This window comes from Pseudomonas citronellolis (assembly GCF_001586155.1).
Lineage (GTDB): Bacteria > Pseudomonadota > Gammaproteobacteria > Pseudomonadales > Pseudomonadaceae > Pseudomonas > Pseudomonas citronellolis.
Genome location: NZ_CP014158.1, coordinates 2,692,757 through 2,711,990 on the forward strand (window position 1 = coordinate 2,692,757; position 19,234 = coordinate 2,711,990).

19 protein-coding genes are annotated in these 19,234 nt (G+C 68.6%); 10 read left to right on the forward strand and 9 right to left on the reverse strand.

Going from position 1 to position 19,234, the window contains the following annotated elements:
* Positions 1 to 398: 398 nt before the first annotated feature.
* The 4 genes from PcP3B5_RS11980 to ssuD form a co-directional block, all read right to left on the reverse strand.
* Positions 399 to 1,409 (reverse strand): alpha/beta hydrolase family protein, encoded by a 1,011-nt coding sequence (locus PcP3B5_RS11980; RefSeq protein ID WP_061561346.1) that lies wholly within the window; start codon positions 1,407 to 1,409, stop codon positions 399 to 401.
* A gap of 199 nt (positions 1,410 to 1,608) precedes the next feature.
* Entirely contained in the window at positions 1,609 to 3,198 is a 1,590-nt protein-coding gene (locus tag PcP3B5_RS11985) for an ABC-F family ATPase (protein ID WP_061561347.1), read from the reverse strand.
* A gap of 260 nt (positions 3,199 to 3,458) precedes the next feature.
* Positions 3,459 to 4,988 carry an FAD-dependent oxidoreductase gene (locus tag PcP3B5_RS11990; protein WP_061561348.1) on the reverse strand — a complete coding sequence of 510 codons (1,530 nt, stop codon included), beginning with the start codon at positions 4,986 to 4,988 and terminating at the stop codon, positions 3,459 to 3,461.
* A gap of 86 nt (positions 4,989 to 5,074) precedes the next feature.
* The gene (gene ssuD, locus PcP3B5_RS11995; protein WP_061561349.1) at positions 5,075 to 6,211 is read right to left on the reverse strand and encodes an FMNH2-dependent alkanesulfonate monooxygenase; all 1,137 of its coding nucleotides are present in this window, start codon (positions 6,209 to 6,211) and stop codon (positions 5,075 to 5,077) included.
* Positions 6,212 to 7,066: 855 nt separating this feature from the next.
* On the opposite strand from ssuD, the gene PcP3B5_RS30605 reads away from it, so the two are divergent.
* The gene (locus PcP3B5_RS30605) at positions 7,067 to 7,570 is read left to right on the forward strand and encodes a hypothetical protein (RefSeq protein ID WP_081884540.1); all 504 of its coding nucleotides are present in this window, start codon (positions 7,067 to 7,069) and stop codon (positions 7,568 to 7,570) included.
* Between the two features lie 68 nt (positions 7,571 to 7,638).
* On the opposite strand, the gene PcP3B5_RS12005 is transcribed toward PcP3B5_RS30605, so the two are convergent.
* Positions 7,639 to 8,262, reverse strand: coding sequence for a helix-turn-helix domain-containing protein (locus tag PcP3B5_RS12005; protein WP_051878473.1), 624 nt, complete (start codon positions 8,260 to 8,262; stop codon positions 7,639 to 7,641).
* A gap of 8 nt (positions 8,263 to 8,270) precedes the next feature.
* Positions 8,271 to 8,429: a hypothetical protein gene (locus tag PcP3B5_RS31975; protein ID WP_009619479.1), complete on the reverse strand. Its 159-nt coding sequence runs from the start codon at positions 8,427 to 8,429 to the stop codon at positions 8,271 to 8,273.
* A 204-nt stretch (positions 8,430 to 8,633) separates the two neighbouring features.
* Here PcP3B5_RS31975 and PcP3B5_RS12010 point away from each other — a divergent pair, with 204 nt between their 5' ends.
* Both PcP3B5_RS12010 and PcP3B5_RS12015 read left to right on the forward strand, forming a co-directional pair.
* Positions 8,634 to 8,843 carry a hypothetical protein gene (locus tag PcP3B5_RS12010; protein WP_043266623.1) on the forward strand — a complete coding sequence of 70 codons (210 nt, stop codon included), beginning with the start codon at positions 8,634 to 8,636 and terminating at the stop codon, positions 8,841 to 8,843.
* A 48-nt stretch (positions 8,844 to 8,891) separates the two neighbouring features.
* Entirely contained in the window at positions 8,892 to 9,317 is a 426-nt protein-coding gene (locus PcP3B5_RS12015; protein WP_009619483.1) for a VOC family protein, read from the forward strand.
* A 31-nt stretch (positions 9,318 to 9,348) separates the two neighbouring features.
* Here PcP3B5_RS12015 and PcP3B5_RS12020 read toward each other — a convergent pair whose 3' ends face one another.
* A complete protein-coding gene (locus PcP3B5_RS12020; RefSeq protein WP_043266621.1) occupies positions 9,349 to 10,164 on the reverse strand; it encodes a protein phosphatase 2C domain-containing protein in 816 nt (271 codons plus the stop codon).
* 179 nt (positions 10,165 to 10,343) lie between these two features.
* Between PcP3B5_RS12020 and PcP3B5_RS12025 the strand changes: the two genes are divergently transcribed.
* On the forward strand, positions 10,344 to 11,009 hold the full coding sequence (locus PcP3B5_RS12025; RefSeq protein ID WP_043266619.1) for a M24 family metallopeptidase: 666 nt from the start codon (positions 10,344 to 10,346) through the stop codon (positions 11,007 to 11,009).
* Positions 11,010 to 11,020: 11 nt separating this feature from the next.
* On the opposite strand, the gene PcP3B5_RS12030 is transcribed toward PcP3B5_RS12025, so the two are convergent.
* Positions 11,021 to 11,887 (reverse strand): LysR substrate-binding domain-containing protein, encoded by an 867-nt coding sequence (locus PcP3B5_RS12030; protein ID WP_043266618.1) that lies wholly within the window; start codon positions 11,885 to 11,887, stop codon positions 11,021 to 11,023.
* A 132-nt stretch (positions 11,888 to 12,019) separates the two neighbouring features.
* Here PcP3B5_RS12030 and PcP3B5_RS12035 point away from each other — a divergent pair, with 132 nt between their 5' ends.
* From PcP3B5_RS12035 to PcP3B5_RS12060, 6 genes are all read left to right on the forward strand, one after another.
* The gene (locus PcP3B5_RS12035; RefSeq protein WP_043266616.1) at positions 12,020 to 13,078 is read left to right on the forward strand and encodes an agmatine deiminase family protein; all 1,059 of its coding nucleotides are present in this window, start codon (positions 12,020 to 12,022) and stop codon (positions 13,076 to 13,078) included.
* The gene (gene aguB, locus PcP3B5_RS12040) at positions 13,075 to 13,974 is read left to right on the forward strand and encodes an N-carbamoylputrescine amidase (RefSeq protein ID WP_043266615.1); all 900 of its coding nucleotides are present in this window, start codon (positions 13,075 to 13,077) and stop codon (positions 13,972 to 13,974) included. The genes PcP3B5_RS12035 and aguB overlap by 4 nt, the downstream gene beginning before the upstream one ends.
* A complete protein-coding gene (locus PcP3B5_RS12045) occupies positions 13,971 to 15,068 on the forward strand; it encodes an extracellular solute-binding protein (protein WP_061561350.1) in 1,098 nt (365 codons plus the stop codon). Before aguB ends, PcP3B5_RS12045 begins: the two co-directional genes overlap by 4 nt.
* 136 nt (positions 15,069 to 15,204) lie before the next feature.
* Positions 15,205 to 15,549, forward strand: a complete 345-nt coding sequence (locus PcP3B5_RS12050; protein WP_061561351.1) for a metalloregulator ArsR/SmtB family transcription factor — start codon at positions 15,205 to 15,207, stop codon at positions 15,547 to 15,549.
* A 22-nt stretch (positions 15,550 to 15,571) separates the two neighbouring features.
* Positions 15,572 to 16,855, forward strand: coding sequence for an arsenic transporter (locus PcP3B5_RS12055; RefSeq protein ID WP_009619491.1), 1,284 nt, complete (start codon positions 15,572 to 15,574; stop codon positions 16,853 to 16,855).
* 28 nt (positions 16,856 to 16,883) lie between these two features.
* Entirely contained in the window at positions 16,884 to 17,354 is a 471-nt protein-coding gene (locus PcP3B5_RS12060; RefSeq protein WP_061561352.1) for an arsenate reductase ArsC, read from the forward strand.
* 140 nt (positions 17,355 to 17,494) lie between these two features.
* Here the strand turns inward: PcP3B5_RS12060 and PcP3B5_RS12065 are convergent, their stop codons facing one another.
* Entirely contained in the window at positions 17,495 to 18,775 is a 1,281-nt protein-coding gene (locus tag PcP3B5_RS12065; RefSeq protein ID WP_043266605.1) for an OprD family porin, read from the reverse strand.
* Between the last annotated feature and the right edge of the window lie 459 nt (positions 18,776 to 19,234).

Consider the following 19,234-nt stretch of genomic DNA (forward strand, 5'->3'; position numbering starts at 1 on the left):
CCCCACCCGCGCCATTCCCATGTAGGAGCGCGCCCTGCGCGCGATTCGCGGGCAGGGCCCGCTCCTACAGTTCCAGGAAAGCCCCGTAGGATGGGTTGAGCGAAGCGATACCCATCACAAAGCACGGGCGTAGGAGCGGACCTTGTCCGCGATGGCCGGATGTTCCGGCGCGGTTCGTGGATGAGATCCGCTACGCTGCTCCACCCGCGCCATTCCCATGTAGGAGCGCGCCCTGCGCGCGATTCGCGGGCAGGGCCCGCTCCTACAGTTCCAGGAAAGCCCCCGTAGGATGGGTTGAGCGAAGCGATACCCATCACCACACTAAGCCACATCAAGCCCCTCCGACAGAACACCCTTCGCGAGCAAGCTCCTACAAACCACGCCCCCCGCGACAAACCTCAGCGCAACGTCGCCTGCACCTGCTCCGGTTCCAGCGCCTCGTCGAAGAAGCGCTGCGCATCGCCGATCAGGTGGCGATGAATGGCCACCCGGTCCACCCCTTCGGCGTCCTTGCACAGGCCCGGCGTGGCGGCGGTTTCCTCTTCGCTGCAGGGGGCCATGAAGACGAAGTGGCCGGCGCCCAGCAGCACGTGGAAGTCGGCGCTGCGCGGCAGCTTGCGGGCCAGGGCGGCGGCGTTGCGCGTCCAGTCCAGCACCTTGTCGGCGTCGCCGCTGTAGATCAGCACCGGGACGTTCACGTCGGCCAGTTCGCGGCTGCCGAACATCAGCCCCAGCGGCGCCAGCAGCATCACCGCGCCCACCCGCGGGTCGGCCATGGGCGCCAGGTCGTTGCGGTCGGCCAGCAGCTCGCCGCCGGCGCTGCAGGCGTCGCGGTCGTCCGGGCGTTGCGTGCAGTAGCGGCGCAGGCGCTCCAGGCGCGGTTGGGCGCCGGCGAGGATCAGCGCCGTCTCGCCGCCGGCGGAGTAGCCGATCACGCCGATGCGCCGGGGATCGAGCAGCGGCGCCAGGCGCTCGTCGGCCAGGGCCGCGCTGATGGCTTCGGAAACCTGCAGCGGACGGCCGTAGAGGTTGCTCAGGGCGCCCAGGCGGCTCTGGTCGTGGAGGTTGTCGCCGGGGTGCAGCAGGGTGACCACCACGAAGCCGCGCCGGGCCAGGGCCAGCACCAGGTCGCGCAGGGCCAGCGGGGTGCCGCCGTTGCCGTGGGAGACGACCAGCAGCGGGTGGCGCCCGGCCACCGCCGGGGCTTCCTCGGCCAGCGGCAGGGTGAACGGGCCGAGGGTGGTGGGGGCGGTTGGCGCCCGCGTCGGGTAGAAGGCGATGGCGCGCATCGGCTGGTGGTCCAGCGGGTCGTCGAGGGTCAGGCGATGGAAACCGGCGTTCAGCGTTTCGGCGCCGGCCGCCAGTGAGAAGATCAGTAGCACAACGCAACAGACGAATCGCCCCAACATGGTGCTCTCCACCCCCAACGCAGCCTCTGGATCGGGCGTTGCCGGGCGCCTGGGCGCGGCCGGCCGCCGCGGTGCGGACATCCTTGCAGGGTACGCGCCAATTTCGCAGGCGTGCGGGGCGGCGGATCGACGGTGGGGAAGGGCGTTGCGGGGAGGGAGGGGGCAGGGGATGCCGGCGCGGCATCCCCTGCGGGTGGCATCAGACGATCACGCCCTGGCTGCGCAGGTAGTCGTCGTAGCTGCCGCTGAAGTCGGTCACGCCGTTTTCCGACAGCTCGATGATGCGGGTGGCCAGGGAGGACACGAACTCGCGGTCGTGGCTGACGAAGATCAGCGTGCCCGGGTAGTTCTCCAGGGCCAGGTTGAGCGCCTCGATGGACTCCATGTCCAGGTGGTTGGTCGGTTCGTCCATCACCAGCACGTTGGGCTTCTTCAGGATCAGCTTGCCGAACAGCATGCGCCCCTGTTCGCCACCGGAGATCACCTTGACCGACTTCTTGATGTCGTCGTTGGAGAACAGCATGCGCCCGAGGGTGCCGCGCACCAACTGCTCGCCGCCCTGGGTCCACTGGGCCATCCAGTCGAACAGGTTGTAGTCGTCCTCGAAGTCCTCGGCGTGGTCCTGGGCGAAGTAGCCGACCTCGGCGCTGTCGGTCCACTTCACTTCGCCGGCCTGCGGCGGCATCTCGCCGACCAGGGTGCGCAGCAGGGTGGTCTTGCCGATGCCGTTGGGGCCGATGATGGCGATGCGCTCGCCGGCTTCCACCTGCAGGCTCAGGTTCTTGAACAGGGGCACGCCGTCGAAGCCCTGGCTGACTTTCTCCAGGGTCACCGCCTGGCGGTGCAGCTTCTTGAACTGCTCGAAGCGGATGAACGGGCTGACGCGGCTGGACGGCTTGACCTCTTCCAGCTGGATCTTGTCGATCTGGCGCGCGCGGCTGGTGGCCTGCTTGGCCTTGGAGGCGTTGGCCGAGAAGCGGCTGACGAAGGTCTGCAGCTCGGCGATCTGCGCCTTCTTCTTGGCGTTGTCCGACAGCAGGCGCTCGCGGGCCTGTTCGGCGGCGGTCATGTACTCGTCGTAGTTGCCCGGGAACAGGCGCAGTTCGCCGTAGTCCAGGTCGGCCATGTGGGTGCAGACGCTGTTGAGGAAGTGACGGTCGTGGGAAATGATGATCATGGTGCTGTTGCGCGCCGTGATGACGTTTTCCAGCCAGCGGATGGTGTTGATGTCCAGGTGGTTGGTCGGCTCGTCGAGCAGCAGCAGGTCGGGGTCGGAGAACAGCGCCTGGGCCAGCAGCACGCGCAGCTTCCAGCCCGGGGCCACGGCGCTCATCGGGCCGAAGTGCTGCTCCAGGGGGATGCCCAGGCCCAGCAGCAGCTCGCCGGCGCGGGACTCGGCGGTGTAGCCGTCGAACTCGGCGAACTGCACTTCCAGCTCGGCCACGGCCATGCCGTCGTCCTCGCTCATTTCCGGCAGCGAGTAGATGCGGTCGCGCTCGGCCTTGACCTTCCACAGTTCCTCGTGGCCCATGATCACGGTGTCGATCACCGAGAAGTCCTCGTAGGCGAACTGGTCCTGGCGCAGCTTGCCCAGGCGCACGTCGTTTTCCAGCATGACCTGGCCGGAGGAGGGCTCCAGCTCGCCGCCGAGGATCTTCATGAAGGTGGACTTGCCGCAACCGTTGGCGCCGATCAGGCCGTAGCGGTTGCCGTTGCCGAACTTGACGGAAACGTTCTCGAACAGCGGCTTGGCGCCGAACTGCATGGTGATGTTCGCTGTGGAAATCAAAGTTTTACCTATCAATGACTGGCGAGCCGCTGGGCCGGTCTGGCAGCGGGCCGATACCGATTCGATACCAATGTTGGCTTTCCGGGCCCGTTGACATGGGCGCCGGGGGAATCCAGCGGACGTGCGCGAAGGGCAGCATCTGGACGCGATGTCCAGGCTTTTGCGCTTGAAGAGCGGGGGACATGCCGGACAGGCCGCGGATTATCTCATAGGTGGGCCTGTCCTTGCATGGCGGGTCGCTTTGCGGTGGTGGCCAGCCGTCAGCCGGGCGTCTGCTGCTCGAAGGCGGCCTCGGCCTCCAGGCTCTGCCGGTCGCGCCCCACGGTGGCGACGGCGAGCGCCTTGCCGTCGCGCCAGTAGGTCACCCGGCAGTCGTGGGCGGCGGGGTCGCCGTCGATGTCCACGCGGTCCCAGCGCTGCGCGTGGCCGACGTAGTCGATGGTGGTGTCGTACTGGTGCGTCCAGAAGAACGGCACCGCGGTGAAGCGCTGGGCGTGGCCGAGGATGTTGCGCGCCGCCGCCATGCCCTGGCGCTCGGCGACCGCCCAGTGCTCCACGCGGATCGCCTCGCCGCTGCGGGCGTCCGGCCAGCGGGCGATGTCGCCCACGGCATAGACGTCCGCGGCGCTGGTGCGCAGCCAGGCGTCCACCAGCACGCCCTTGTCCAGCTTCAGGCCGGCGTCGCGGGCCAGCTCCAGCTCGGGGCGGGCGCCGATGCCGATCACCACCAGGTCCGCCGGCAGCGTGCCGCCAGTGGACAGCCTGACCTGCTGCGCCTCGATCGCCGTGACCCCGGCGCCGAAATGGAAGCTCACGCCATGGGCTTCGTGCAGGGCCCGGAGCATGTCGCCCAGGGCCTCGCCGAAGACGTTCTCCATGGGTCGCGCGCCCGGCGCCACTATCTGCACGTCCAGGCCGCGGCTGCGCAGCGAGGCGGCCACTTCCAGGCCGATGAAGCCGGCGCCGACCACCACGCAGCGGCGGGCCGTGGCGCAGCGGGCGATCAGCTCGTCGCAGTCGGCGAGGCTGCGCAGCACGCGGACGTGGGGCAGGTCGGCGCCGGGCACGTCCAGGCGCGCCGGCGCCGAGCCGGTGGCCAGCACCAGGGCGCCGTAGTCCAGCTCTTCGCCGTTGGCCAGGGTCAGCTTCTTGTGCGCCGTGTCGATGTGGCTGACGCGGGTGTTGCAGCGCAGCTCGATGCGCTGACTGGTATAGAAGTCCGCCGAACGCAGCGGTAGCCAGGCGGGGTCGGCGCTGCCGGCCAGGTAGTCCTTGGACAGGTTGGGCCGGTCGTAGGGCGCGGCGGGGTCGGCGCTGAGCAGGGTGATGGGCCCGTCGTAGCCCTCGTGGCGCAGGCCGAGGGCCGCCGCGTTGCCGGCGGCGCCGCCACCGATGATCACCACCGAGGCCGGTGCCTGAGCACCGGCCGGCAGGTCCGCCGGGGCAGCGGGCAGGGGCGCGCCGACGTAGGCCTTGCCGTCGCGGCAGTCCACCTGCCAGCGCGGCAGGTCGTCCAGCGCCGGCGGGGCGAGCAGGCGCCCGTCGTGCAGGCGGAAGCAGGCGTGGTGCCAGGGGCAGCGCAGGGTGTCGCCGTCGACCAGGCCCTCGGCCAGGGGCGCGCCGTAGTGCGGGCAGGTGGCGCCTATGGCGTACAGCTGCCCGGCCTGGCGCACCAGCAGCGCCGCTTCGCCGCCGACGTGGCCGGCGAGCGGGCTGCCTTCGACGACGTCCGCCAGGGGCACGCCCTGGGCGAAGTCGGGGCCGGGCGGGGACGATGGATGGTCGCTCATCGCTCTCTCCTCGTCTTTTCCTGAAGGTCACCGCTTCAGGATAGCCCCCCGCGCCCGGGCGGACGCCTACGCTCGTCGAGGCGATTTCAGGCCGCGTGCTCCTTGCCCTGGCTTGCGCGCACGTCGAAGGCGCCGCCGGTGACCACTCCCTCCACCGTCACCCGGCCCTTGCCCGGCAGCAGCGGGAATACCAGTTCGGCGAAGCGGTAGGCCTCTTCCAGGTGCGGGTAGCCGGACAGCACGAAGCTGTCCACGCCCAGTGCCGCGTACTCCAGCAGGCGCGCCGCCACCGTTTGCGCATCGCCCACCAGCGCAGTGCCGGCGCCGCCGCGCACCAGGCCAACGCCGGCCCACAGGTTGGGCGCGACTTCCAGGCGCTTGCGGTCGCCGCCGTGCAGCGCGGCCATGCGCCGCTGGCCTTCGGAATCCATCTTCGCGTAGTTGGCCTGGGCCGCGGCGATGGTGGCGTCGTCCAGGTGGCTGATCAGCTCCTCGGCGGCGGCCCAGGCCTTCTCGTTGGTCTCGCGCACGATCACGTGCAGGCGCACGCCGAAGCGCACCGTGCGGCCGTGGCGGGCGGCGCGCTGGCGCACGTCGGCGATCTTCTCGGCCACCGCTGCCGGCGGCTCGCCCCAGGTCAGGTAGGCGTCCACGTGCCTGGCCGCCAGCTCGTGGGCGGCGGGCGAGGAGCCGCCGAAGTACAGCGGCGGGTAGGGCTTCTGCACGGGCGGGAAGAAGTTCTGCGCGCCGCGCACTTGCAGGTGCTTGCCGTCGTGGTCGACGGTCTCGCCGCCGAGCAGGCGCCGCCAGATGCCGAGGAACTCGTCGGAGGCCTCGTAGCGTTCGTCGTGGGAATAGAAGACGCCGTCGGCGGCCAGTTCGGTGGCGTCGCCGCCGGGCACCACGTTGAGCAGCAGGCGGCCGCCGCTGGCCTGGTCGAGGGTGGCTGCCTGGCGCGCCGAGGCGGTGGGGTTGCCCAGGGAGGTGCGCAGCGCCACCAGCAGCTTGATGCGCCGCGTCACCGGCACCAGGCTGGCGGCGGTCACCCAGGGGTCGAGGCAGCTGGCGCCGGTGGGGATCAGCAGGCCGTCGTAGCCGAGCTGATCGGCGGCCACGGCGATCTGCCGCATGTATTCGTTGGTCGCCGGGCGGCCGCTGTCGGAATGGCCCAGGTAGCGGGTGTCGCCGGAAGTGGGCAGGAACCAGAAGATATCCAGACTCATGATGTGTCCTCGTTGCCATCGTCGAAAGGGGCAGGGCCCCATGGGTGCACGCGTGGCGGGGAGTCTTGTTGGAATGGGCGAACGCTCGCGGAGGGCGCCGACGCCGCGCTGGGATGCGGGCGTGGGATTCGCAGTGGGAGCCGTTGAAGCGCTAGCGGCTGTCAGGCAAGCCCCATGCCAGCGACGCAGGTGCCGTGGCGCGGGGCCTGGCGAGCTGCGGGCGGTGGCACGCTGTTGCTGGGTGGGCAGATTGTTGGATAGCTGTTGGCAAGCGGACAGTTGGTTCATGCTGGTGCAGGAGAAACGCCATCCTACGGGGACATGCCGTGCCTCGTGGCGCACACGTAGGGCGAATAACGCTCCGCGTTATCCGCCGTTTAGCGGTGATCCCCGGCGGCGCCGAGGTCGGCCTGGACCTTGTCCGCCCTGCCGGCGGAATCGCGGATGAATCCGCTCCAGTTCCAGGGAAGCCCCGTAGGATGGGTTGAGCGAAGCGATACCCATCACAGTGACCGCATGGGTTTCGCAAGCTCAACCCATCCTACGAAGAGCATTTCGGCGCGGGGCAGGGCAGTCGCTAAAGTGGTCGAGGCTTAGATTCTTTATTCACTACGGTTATTGGCTAAGCACTGGAATGCATATCCATCCCGTGGTTTTCCCTGCCGCTTGAGCAACTGTCGCTGCCATGACGTCGAATCCGTCGTCACCACGCCGAAAGGTTCCGCGGCACCGGGCTTTTCGCCGTGGCGGGCGAAGCGGACCGGCGCTGGGCCGCCAGCTTGTCCGGTTCGCCGGCCTCCCTAGAATCGGCTCCATCAGCAGTTACCCATTCCGTCCAGTTCAGGGAGTTCCACCATGATGAATGCAATGCAGATGCCGATGAACGCCAACCCGATGATGCCCATGATGGGCATGCCGATGATGATGGCGACCCTGCAGTGCGAAATGCAGGACGACGGCATGATGTGCAAGATGATGCCGGCCATGGGCATGGACGCGGCCATGTTCCGCAACAATGCGGAAATGATGGCGATGATGATGAACTGCGGCATGCCGATGATGATGCACTGCGGCAACATGTCGATGATGTGCATGTCCCAGACCGGCATGGCGATGATGCCGATGATGGGCATGATGAACATGATGCCGATGATGATGGGCATGCCCATGCCGTCGATGAAGTGCATGATGGAGTGCTCCATGCAGGGCGACGCCATGATGTGCAAGATGATGCCGATGCAGGGCATGAACATGGAGATGTTCAAGAACTGCTGCATGCTGATGAACAAGATGATGGAATGCGGCATGCCGATGATGATGAGTTGCAACGGCATGCCGATGATGTGCTGCACCTGCTGACCGCGGCGCGCTGAACGACAAAGGCCCGATGGGGAAACCCGCCGGGCCTTTTGCTTTGTGCCGCCGCCTCAGTCCAGGCGTTCGGCGTAGGTGGTCACCAGGTAGGCCACGGCCTCGCTGTCGGCCGGGTTGCGGTAGCTGTGCGGCTGGTCGGCGTAGAACAGGATGGAGTCGCCGGTGCCGAGCAGGAAGCGTTCTTCGTTCACCGCGATCTCCAGCACGCCCTGGGCCACCACCAGGTTTTCCTGGGTGCCGGGGGCGTGGCCGGCGGAGTGCTCGATGGCCAGGCCCGCCAGGCGCAGTTCGTAGAATTCCACCTGGCGCGAGACGTCGAAGGGGAACAGCGCGCGGCTGACGAAGGCGCCGTCGCCGCTGACCAGGCGCTTGCTCTCGCGCGCCGGCAGCAGGGCCACGCCGTCGAAGGCGCGGTCGTCGAGGAAGGCCGCCACCGAGACCTTCAGGCCCTGGGCGATCTTGCACAGCACCTTGATCGAGGGAACGCTGCGTCCGGATTCGATCTGCGCCAGCATCGCCCGGCTCACCCCGGACAGCCGGGCCAGACCGTCCAGGGACAGGTTGCGCTTGCCGCGCAGGCGCAGCAGGTTGTGGGCCACGCGCTGGCCGATGGGGTCGTCGGCCGCCGCCGGGGCGGTTTCGAGGCCCGCCTCGGTGGCGTCGCTGGAAAGCGGCAGGCCCACGTTCAGGCCTCGCGGATGCCGTTGTCGCGCTGCTGCACCCACTGGGCGGCGCCGAAGCCGGCGCGGCTCGCGTACATCGCCCACATCAGCTCGGCCATGCGCCGCGCCTGGCGGCGGGTGCGGTAGCGGGCGAGGTCGATGACGTTGTCGGTGCGGTCCATGGCGACTCCTCAGGGAACTGCGGTGAAGGATGGGGCTAGCCTAGCCGGGGCAATGTTAGAACCATAAATACTGAGTTTTCATTTATTAAGCACTTATAGGACTAAGCATTTCCCTCGCCTGTAGGTGGCGCTTGATGCTTTGTCTTTATTGGTTACGATCGATCTTCAATCGAAACGACTCTGTCTGCGCAGGAGGCAATTGGCATGGCCACCACCGGCAAGACCCGCTCTGTCACCGCCCAGGTTCCCGTCGAACCGGCGGCGCGCGTGGACGAAACCGCCGCGCGTAGCCGCCTGACCCGCGAGGCCCTGGCCGATGTGGATGCCGGCCGGGTGATCGATCATCAGGCCGTCCAGGCCTGGGCGGACAGCCTTGACTCCGACACGTCGCTACCGCTGCCGGAACCGTGCTGACGATTGGCCTAGGCTGAAAGCAACCCACGCCACCGCCAGGAGCCCCCCATGAGCCTTCGCCCCTTCCACCTCGCCATTCCCGTCCACGACCTGCCCGCCGCCCGCCGTTTCTACGGCGAGGTGTTCGGCCTGGAGGAGGGCCGCTCCAGCGACCAGTGGGTGGACTTCGACTTCTATGGCCATCAGTTGGTGATCCACGAGCACCCGCGCACCGCGTCCCAGGAAAGCGCCCACTGCAACCCGGTGGACGGCCACGACGTGCCGGTGCCGCACTTCGGCATCGTGCTGGATTGGGAGCAGTGGGAAGCGCTGGCCGAGCGCCTGCGTTCGTTCGACGTGCGCTTCGTGATCGAGCCCTACGTGCGCTTCAAGGGCCAGGTGGGCGAGCAGGCGACCATGTTCCTCCTCGACCCCTGCGGCAACGCCCTGGAGTTCAAGGCGTTCAAGGACATCGGCCAGCTGTTCGCCAGGTAGCTCAGGGCAGCAGGCGCATCACGCCGCCCGCCTAGCCGACCCGCAGCCAGATCGCCGAGGCGTCGTCGCTGGCCTTGAAGCGCGGGTAGCGCAGGCAGGCTGCGTCGTCCTGCTCGATACCGCGCAGTTCTTCCGCCAGCGGCCCCAGGCCGTGTTCGAGCACGCGCGCGACCAGGCCGGCGGCATCGTAGGCGCCGTAGGTGTCGAGCAGCGCGGCGAAACCGTCGCTCATCAGCAGCAGGTCGTCGCCCCGGTCCAGGGGCGCGCGGGCCTGGCGCAGGTCTGCCCTGGCCTGGGCGGCATCCACGCCCAGCACGGCCCGGGGACGTTCGCGGGCGGAGCGGCGGTCGGCCAGCACGTGAGGCGTGCGCACGCCGCCGGCACCAGCGCCAGGGCCGAGGGCGGCGGCTTCTGCGAGCTCCTCCGCGCGGTCCGGCACGGGGGTCAGGAAGGCCACGCCGGTGGCGCTGCGATGGATGACCACGCAATCGCCGAGGAAGCCGCAGGCGAGGCTGTCGCCCTCTATCGCCACCGCAGCGAACGAGGCGCGCGGCAGTTCCCAGGCGGCGACCGGTTCGCGGCGGCGGTCGCGCCGATAGTCGTCGGCGACCGCGTCGAAGACGCTTTCGCACAGGTTTGCCAGCTTGCCGGAGGCCGTGGCGAAGGCGCGGTGCGCGGACGCGGCCAGCCAGGCGGCGCCGCCGCGCTCGCCCAGCAGGCCCGGTTCGCCGAGGTCGGTCGCCCCGTCGATGACCCAGGCATGCCGCTCGGCGCAGCCGATGCGGTCGTCGTTGGGAACGTCCAATTTGCCGGCGAGGCTGAGGACCTGGAGTAGATCGAAGTGCATGGGCAGGGTTTCTCCCGTCGAGCGTGGGTGTCTGGCTGCCGGCACGGGGTTCGGCACCGGCCAAGGGCAGAGCCTGTCAGCCGGGCGGCGTGCTGTCCACCCCGTGCGGGTTGCATCCGGGGTTCGCTATGCACAATTCTATACAGCGAAACCCCGAGGACTCCGCAGAGACTGCCCGAATGAATACCGCCGTGTACGCCAAGGAAGCCGTGGGCGCGAACTATGCGCCGGAACTGATGAAATACGCCCAGGCCCGCACCTGGGAGGCCGTGGACGCCATCGCCGCGGCCATCCGCCCGGGGATGAGCGAGTCCGAGGCCACCGCCATCGGCAAGCAGGTGCTGGCCGAGTTGGGCATGGAGCGCATCTGGCACCCGCTGCTGATCCGCTTCGGCGCCAATACCCTGAAGACCTTCAAGCAACGCTCCGACGGCGACCCAGTTCTGGGCGCGAACGACATCTTCTTCATCGACATGGGCGTGGTCTGGCGCGGCCACGAAGGCGACGCCGGGGCCACCTTCGTGGTCGGCGACGATCCTGAGATGGCGTCCTGTGCGGCGGCGGCCAGGGAGCTGTTCCAGCGCGTCGAGGCGCACTGGCGCGACACCCGCTGCAGCGGCGTGGCGCTGTACGACTTCGCCCATGCCCAGGCCGAGGCGCTGGGCTGGAAGCTCAACCTGGACATCAAGGGCCACCGCGTCAGCGACTTCCCCCACGCCATCTACCGCGCCGGCGACCTGGGCGACTACGCCGAGCACCCCAACGGCGGGCTGTGGATCCTGGAAATCCAGATCGCCCACCCGCACAAGCCCTACGGAGCCTTCTACGAGGACCTGCTGGCCTGAGGTGGCCGCGTTCAGCCTGCTGGCGCGGCCAGCCCCAGCGCCTGCTCCAGCCAGCTGCAGAACTGCCGGGCCTGGGGGCTGCGGGCGCTCTGGTGGTTGACCAGCAGCGACCAGTTCGGCCCGCGCACCCGCTGCTCGCTGAGCGCCACCAGCGTGCCGCCTTCTAGGGCGCCGGCGGCCAGCAACTGGCTGACCAGCGCCACGCCCAGGCCCTGGCTGGCGGCATCGAGCAACTGGCCGGGGTCGGAGAAGTTCAGCCCCGCGCTGCGCTGGCCGACGTCGGCGCCGCCCTGCAGTTGCCAGTAGGCCCAATCCATTTCCCGTTCGCCGTGCAGCGTGGTGCGTTGCTCCGCGGCCAGCAGGCCGGGATGGCACGCCGGTAGCAGGCGGTCTTCCAGCAGCACGCGGAACTGGCAGTCGGCCTGGGCGCTGAGGTCGTCGCGGACGGCGACGTCGACGGTCTGGGTGGCCAGGTCCGGGGTGTCGTCGGTGGTCAGCAGCCAGAGATCGATCTGCGGATGGCGGGCGTGGAAGTCGGCCAGCCGCGGCACCAGCCAGTGGCGGGCGAATGCCGGGGTGGTGTTGAGCACCAGTTGGTTGGGCTTGCGGTACTGGTCCAGGCGGCGGATGCCAACGGCCAGTTGCTGCAGCAGCGCCTGGGTACTGCTGAGCAGGTCGAGGCCGGCATCGGTGAGGGCTACCTGGCGCCCGTGGCGATGGAACAGCGGTTGTTCCAGGAAGCTTTCCAGGCTGCGGATCTGCTGGCTGATGGCCGATTGGGTGAGGTGCAGCTCCTGGGCCGCCTTGTGGAAGCTGCCCAGGCGCGCCGCCGCCTCGAAGCCGCGCAGGGCGTTCAGCGGGGGCCAGTGTTTGAGCATGTTTGATAAGTCCTGCTAATCAGAAGTCCGCAAAATCTATCGTTTGTCGTTGTGCATGGCCAGCCATAGGATGGATTCCGGCGCCGCTGAATCCATCGCATTAGATTAGAAAATCTTACCTGGAGGTTTGGTATGCATCGCATTGGCGATCAGCAGAACGGCTGGCGTATGCCCGCCGAATGGGTCACCCACGCCGCGACCTGGATGTGCTTCCCGCACAACCGCGAAGTCTGGGAGTCCGGCTGGCGGGTGACGCTGGAAGAGGTGCAGGAGGATTTCGTCGGGGTGGCCAACGCCATCGCCCGCTTCGAGCCGGTGAAGATGGTGGTGGCGCCCTCGGCCGTGGAGCGTGCCGCGCAATTGTGCGGGGCGAACGTCGAGCTGGTGGTGCTGCCCATCGATGACAGCTGGTGCCGCGACTCCGGGCCGACCTTCGTCTACCACCCGCAGCTGGGCGTGGCGGGCGTCAGCTGGCGCTTCAACGCCTGGGGCGGCAAGGGCCAGCACGGCCTGGACGAGGGCCTGGGCCGGCGCCTGCTCAACCACCTGGGCCTGGACTGCTTCGGCACGCCGCTGGCCAACGAGGGCGGCGCCATCCACGTGGATGGCGAGGGCACGCTGATCACCACCGAGTCGGTGTTGCTCAACGGCAACCGCAACCCCGGCGTGAGCAAGCGCGAGATGGAGGAAATCTTCGCCCGCCTGCTGGGCGTGACCAAGACCATCTGGCTGCCCGGCGACCCCGACTACGTCACCGGCGACATGACCGACGGCCATGTCGACGGCGTCTGCGCCTTCGCCCGGCCCGGCACCTTGCTGGTGGACGCGACCCATGACCGCAGCTCCGTTTATGCCGAGGTGGCGCGGGAAAATCGCCGCGCCCTGGAGCTGGCGACCGACGCCCAGGGGCGCGCCTTCGAGCTGATCGACCTGTTCGAAGCCAGCGACGCGGTGGACCCGGACGCGCAAGTGTTCTGTGCCTCCTACACCAACTTCTACCTGGCCAACGGCGCGGTGATCATGCCGGCCTACGGCATCGACGCCGACCGCGAGGCGGCGCAGACCCTCGCCCGCGCGTTCCCCCGGCGCGAGGTTGTGCCGGTGCGCATCAACCGCCTGGCCCATGGCGGCGGTGGCGTGCACTGCATCACCCAGCAGCAGCCGGCCTGGCCGCTGGAGGTGGCGCGATGAGCCGTGTCCTCAAGGTCGCCGTGGTGCAGTTCGCCTGCGGCTGGGACCTGCCGCGCAACCTCGACGAGGCCGAACGCCGGGTGCGCGAGGCGCACGCCGCCGGCGCGCGGCTGATCCTGCTGCCCGAGCTGTTCGCCACGCCGTACTTCTGCATCGAGCAGGATCACCGTCACCTGGCGCTGGCCCAGCCCTACGCCGACAGCCCGCTGCTGCGGCGCTTCGCCGCCCTGGCCGCGGAGCTGCAGGTGGTGCTGCCGCTGAGCTGGTTCGAGCGCGCCGGCAACGCCCACTTCAACTCGCTGACGGTGGCCGACGCCGACGGCCGCCTGCTCGGCGTCTACCGCAAGACGCACATCCCCAACGCCATCGGCTACCAGGAGAAGGAGTACTTCAGCCCCGGCGACACCGGCTTCCGCGTCTGGGACACGGCGGTCGGGCGCATCGGCGTCGGCATCTGCTGGGACCAGTGGTTCCCGGAAACCGCCCGCTGCCTGGCCCTGCAGGGCGCCGAGCTGCTGCTGTTCCCCACCGCCATCGGCTCCGAGCCCGGCGCCGCCGGCCTGGACTCCCGCGACCATTGGCAGATGGCGCAGCGCGGCCATGCCGCCGCCAACCTGCTGCCGGTGCTGGCGGCCAACCGGATCGGCGAGGAGATCGCGCCCGGCGACGAAAGCCTGCGCATGCGCTTCTACGGCTCCTCGTTCATCAGCGACCACAAGGGCCGGCTGCTGGCCGAGGCCACGCGCGATACCGCGCAGGTGCTGGTGCAGGCGCTGGACCTGGCGGCGATGGAAGAGGACCGCCTGCACTGGGGCGTGTATCGCGACCGCCGTCCGGACATGTACGGCGTGCTGCTGAGCCTGGACGGCCGGCAGCCTGCGGGAGAACGCCCATGAAACGCGCACTGATCGTCGCCCTGGGGCTGTCGTTCGCCGGCACGCTCTGCACCGCGGCCGCGGCGGAGGAAAAGGTCTTGCGGCTGTACAACTGGGCCGACTACTTCGCCCCCGACACCCTCGCCGGGTTCACCCGCGAGACCGGCATCCGCGTGGTCTACGACGTGATGGACAGCAGCGAGACCCTGGAGGCGAAGCTGATGGCCGGGCACAGCGGCTACGACCTGGTCTTCCCCGGCGACACCGTCGCCGAGCGCCTGGCCCGCGCCGGCGCGCTGCAGAAGCTCGACAAGGCGCGCCTGGAGCACCTGGCCGAAGTGTCCGCCGGGCTCGACCGGCTCCACACCCAGTACCGCAATTCGGTGGACTACACCGTGCCCTATACCTGGGGCACCATCGGCCTGACCTACAACGCGGCGGAAATCCGCAAGCGCCTGCCCGAGGCGAAGACCGACAGCCTGGACCTGCTGTTCAAGCCGGAGCTGGCGGCGCACTTCGCCGACTGCGGCATCTCCATGATCGACTCGCCGGACGAGGTGCTCACGGTGGTGCTCAACTACCTGGGCCGCGATCCGCGCAGCGCCAGGCCCGGGGACCTGGACGCCGCCCTGGCGCTGCTGCGCGGCATCCAGCCGTACATCCGCAAGTTCCAGTCGCAGCCGGTGACGCAACTGGTGAACGGCGACGTCTGCCTGTCGCTGGGCTACAGCGGCGACGTCACCGCCGCCCAGCGTGCCGCCGACGAGGCCGGCAAGCCGCTGCGCTTCGAGTACCGGCTGCCCCGCGAGGGGACCTCGGTGTGGATGGACAACATGGCCATCCCGGCGGACGCGCGGCACCCGGAGTACGCCTACGCGCTGATCAACTACCTGATGCGCCCGCAGGTGATGGCCGCGATCACCAACGCCACCGGCTACCCGACGTCCAACGCCAAGGCGACGCCCATGGTCGATGCGCGGATGCGCGATGACCCGGACATCTACATCGACGAGGCCACCTACGCGCGGCTGGTCACCGGCCGGGACATCCCGCAACGCGACATGCGTGCGCGGATGCGCGCCTGGACCACCTTCAAGACCAATACCGGGCGCTGAAGCCGGCCGGGTGCCGGAGACGCCGGCGGGCGTCCCCGGCGTCCGGGCCCGAGGGGCGACGGGGAAGGGCGCCCGGAGTTGTCTTTTACATATGGAAATCCGTATATTCGGATTTCCATATATTCTGGTGCCCCCGATGATCGCGCCCCCCGAAGTCTTCAAGTGCCTGGCCGACGAGACCCGCGTCCGCGCCACCCTGCTGATCGCCGAGCAGGGCGAGCTGTGCGTCTGCGAGCTGATGTGCGCGCTGGGCGACAGCCAGCCCAAGGTCAGCCGCCACCTGGCGCAGCTGCGCGCTGCCGGGCTGCTGCTCGACCGCCGCCAGGGGCAGTGGGTGTACTACCGCCTCAACCCGGCGCTGCCCGCCTGGGTCCACGAGGTGCTGCGCGTCACCCTGCAGGCCAACGCCGACTGGCTGAAGGAAAGCGCCGCCCGCCTGCGCGACATGGATGGCCGCCCCGTGCGCGCCAGCTGCTGCTGAACCCCTCCCGGAACCCGCCTCGATGCTGCTCGCCGCTGCCGTCTTCCTGTTCACCCTCGTCCTCGTCATCTGGCAGCCCAGGGGGCTGGGCGTCGGCTGGAGCGCCAGCGCCGGCGCGCTGGTCGCCCTGGCCCTGGGCGTGGTGTCGCTGCACGACATCCCCACCGTCTGGGCCATCGTCTGGAACGCCACCGCCACCTTCATCGCGGTCATCGTCATCAGCCTGCTGCTGGACGAGGCCGGCTTCTTCGCCTGGGCGGCGCTGCACGTGGCGCGCTGGGCGGGCGGCAGCGGCCGGCGCCTGTTCGCCTTCTGCGTGCTGCTGGGCGCCGCCGTTTCCGCGCTGTTCGCCAACGACGGGGCGGCGCTGATCCTCACCCCCATCGTCATCTCCATGCTGCTGGCGCTGCGCTTCTCGCCGGCGGCGACCCTGGCCTTCGTCATGGCCGCCGGCTTCATCGCCGACACCGCCAGCCTGCCGCTGGTGGTGTCGAACCTGGTGAACATCGTTTCCGCCGACTATTTCGGCCTGGGCTTCGCCGAGTACGCCGCGGTGATGGTGCCGGTGAACCTGGCCAGCGTCGCCGCGACGCTGCTGGCGCTGTACCTGTTCTTCCGCCGCGACCTGCCGCAGCGCTATGCCGTGGACCAACTGCCGGCGCCGCGGGAGGCGATTCGCGATCCGGCCACCTTCGCGGTCGGCGCCTGGATGCTGCTGGCGCTGCTGCTCGGGCTGTTCGCCCTGGAGCCGCTGGGCATCCCGGTCAGCGCGGTGGCGGCGCTGTGCGCGGCGGTGCTCTTCGCCGTCGCCGCCCGCGGTCATGTGATCTCCACCCGCCGGGTGCTGCGCGAGGCGCCCTGGCAGGTGGTGGTGTTCTCCCTGGGCATGTACCTGGTGGTCTACGGCCTGAAGAACGCCGGCCTCACCGACTTCCTCACCCGCCTGCTGGACGGCCTGGCGGGGCAGGGCGTGTGGGCCGCGGCCCTGGGCACCGGCCTGCTGTCGGCGGCGCTGTCCTCGCTGATGAACAACATGCCCAGCGTGCTGGTGGGCGCATTGGCGATCCAGGCCAGCGCCGCCGAGGGCGTGGTCCGCGAGGCGATGATCTACGCCAACGTCATCGGCTGCGACCTGGGGCCGAAGATCACCCCCATCGGCAGCCTGGCCACGCTGCTCTGGCTGCACGTGCTGGCGCGCAAGGGCATCCGCATCACCTGGGGCTACTACTTCAGGGTCGGCATCCTGCTGACCCTGCCGGTCCTGCTCGTCACCCTCTCGGCCCTGGCGCTGCGCCTGAGCCTCTGACGTCCGCCACGAAGCGGAGGAGTTCTGCATGCGAGTCCTGTTCATGTGCACGGCCAACAGCTGCCGCAGCATCCTTTCCGAAGCGCTGTTCAACCACCTGGCCCCGGAAGGCTTCGAGGCGGTGAGCGCCGGCAGCTTTCCCGGCGGACAGGTGCTGCCGCGCAGCCTGGCGACGCTGGAGCGTGCCGGCATCGCTACCGAAGGCCTGAGCAGCAAGGGCAACGACGCCTTCGCGGACAACCCGCCGGACGTCGTCATCACCGTCTGCGACAAGGCCGCGGGCGAAGCCTGCCCGCTGTACTTCGGCCCGGCGCTGAAAGCCCACTGGGGCCTGCAGGACCCTTCCACGGCGCAGGGCGACGAAGCGCAACTGGACGACGCCTTCCGCGCCACCCTGGCGCACATCGAGCGACGCTGCCGGGCCTTCTTCGCCTTGCCCTTCGCCAGCCTGGAGCGCGACGGGCTGCAGCGCGAGCTGGCGCGGATCGGCGACCTCTGACTGGCGGTGCGGCATAGCCGGCGGTCGCCGTTCGGTGCCGCTTCCGCTGCCTTCTGAGCCACGGACTGGACAGCCCCATGAAAAAAGCCCCGTGGCGTGCGCCACGGGGCTTTTTCGTTCACGTCAGGTCGCGAAGCCGATCAGAACACGCTGAACGGGTACTCGACGAAGATGCGCACTTCGTTGCCGTCGTCGTTGTACTCGCGGGCGTCGTTGGAAACGCGTACCCAGGAGCCGCGCAGCTTGACCGACAGGTCCTTGGCCGGGCCGCTCTGTACGACGTACTTGGCCTGGTTGAAGATCTCGCGCTCGTGGCCGTTGTTGGTCTGCGAGGTCTTGATGTTGTCGCCGTAGACGTAGGCGACGGTGTAGCTCAGGCCCGGGATGCCGTACTCAGCGAAGTTGATGCTGTAGTTGGCCTGCCAGGAACGCTCGTCCTCGGCGTTGAAGTCCGACCAGTAGGAGTTGGCCAGCCAGATGGTGGTGCCGCCGTCGCCCAGGCCGCCAGCGTTCTGGTACCAGCCGTAGTTGTAGCCGGTGTCGCCGGTGTTGCGCTGGTGGGCGATCATGAACGAGTGGGCGCCGATGGCGTAGGTGGCCGCCAGGCTCCAGATGGTGTTGTCGCGGTCGCCGCCGAAGTTCAGGTTGGCGAAGTCCTTGTTCAGCTTGGTCTTGTAGCCGTTGAAGTCGAAGGTCAGCGACTGCGCATCCTGCATCGGGATGACGTAGTTCAGGTTCATGTACTGCTTGCGCGCCACGTCCTTGTTGTCCGAGGCGTACAGCGAACCGCTGAAGTTGTCGGTGAACTTGTAGCTGCCGCCGTACACGTCGATGCGCTTCAGGCCGCCGCTGTCGCGCCCTTCGGCGCTCTTGCGGGCTTCTTCGGTGAAGCTACCGACGTTCAGCTCCAGGCCCTCGATCTCCTTGGAGGTGATCAGGGTGCCGGTGTAGCTCTCCGGCAGCAGGCGCGAGTTGTCGTAGCTCAGCACCGGCAGGCTGGGCATCTGGTCACCGTACTTGATCACGGTGTTGGAGATGCGCGCCTTGACCGCGCCACCGGCGCGGGCCAGGTCGTCGGCCGGGTTGCCGTCGCTGTCCTGCTTGAAGAAGTCGATGCCGGCGGCGCCGGTGCGGCCCTTGCCACCGTCCAGGCGCAGGGCATACAGGCCGAAGGCGTCGACGCCGAAGCCGACGGTGCCCTGGGTGAAGCCGGAGGTGAAGGTGGCGGTGGCCGACTGGCCCCACTCGGCCTTGTCATCGCGACCGTGCTTGTAGTCACGGTTCATGTAGGCGTTGCGGAAGAACAGGTCCAGGTGGCTGTCTTCGACGAAGCCCTTGGCGGCTGCCTGGTCGTCGGCCATGGCCTGGGTGCTGGCAGCGAGGATCCCCAATGCAAGCAAACTGAACGCTTTGTTAGTCATTTTGTTATTTCCTGCAGTCTGTTTATTCGCAGCCCCCCCGAGCGTGGGAAAAAGCCTGCCGTCCCGGATGCTCCAATCCAGGTCTGGCAACGCGTGGGTGCTGGCGTTTCTTGGATGTCTCGAGGCCCCTCACAGGCCCCGATGGCGCGGGATGATAGCAGAACGTGGATAAAATCCAGGAATTTCGATGGCAGGTTACGGGCCCGACGGAGCCGGGCTACCCTCGCGAACTCCCCGCCACGGAGGCCCGCCCGAGCATGTGGCATGACCTCCTGAGCGCCGGTTTCGCTCGGCCTTCTGAAGGGGGGCAGCGTGCGCGGATGTTTCTCTGGAAATCCGAATCGCGGACGGAGTCCGCTCGGTTACAGGGAGGCACGGGCGTAGGAGCAACTGTCTTGCCGACTGCGCCGGGGTGCGCCTCAACGGATGGGTTGAGCTTGCGAAACCCATCGGGCCATG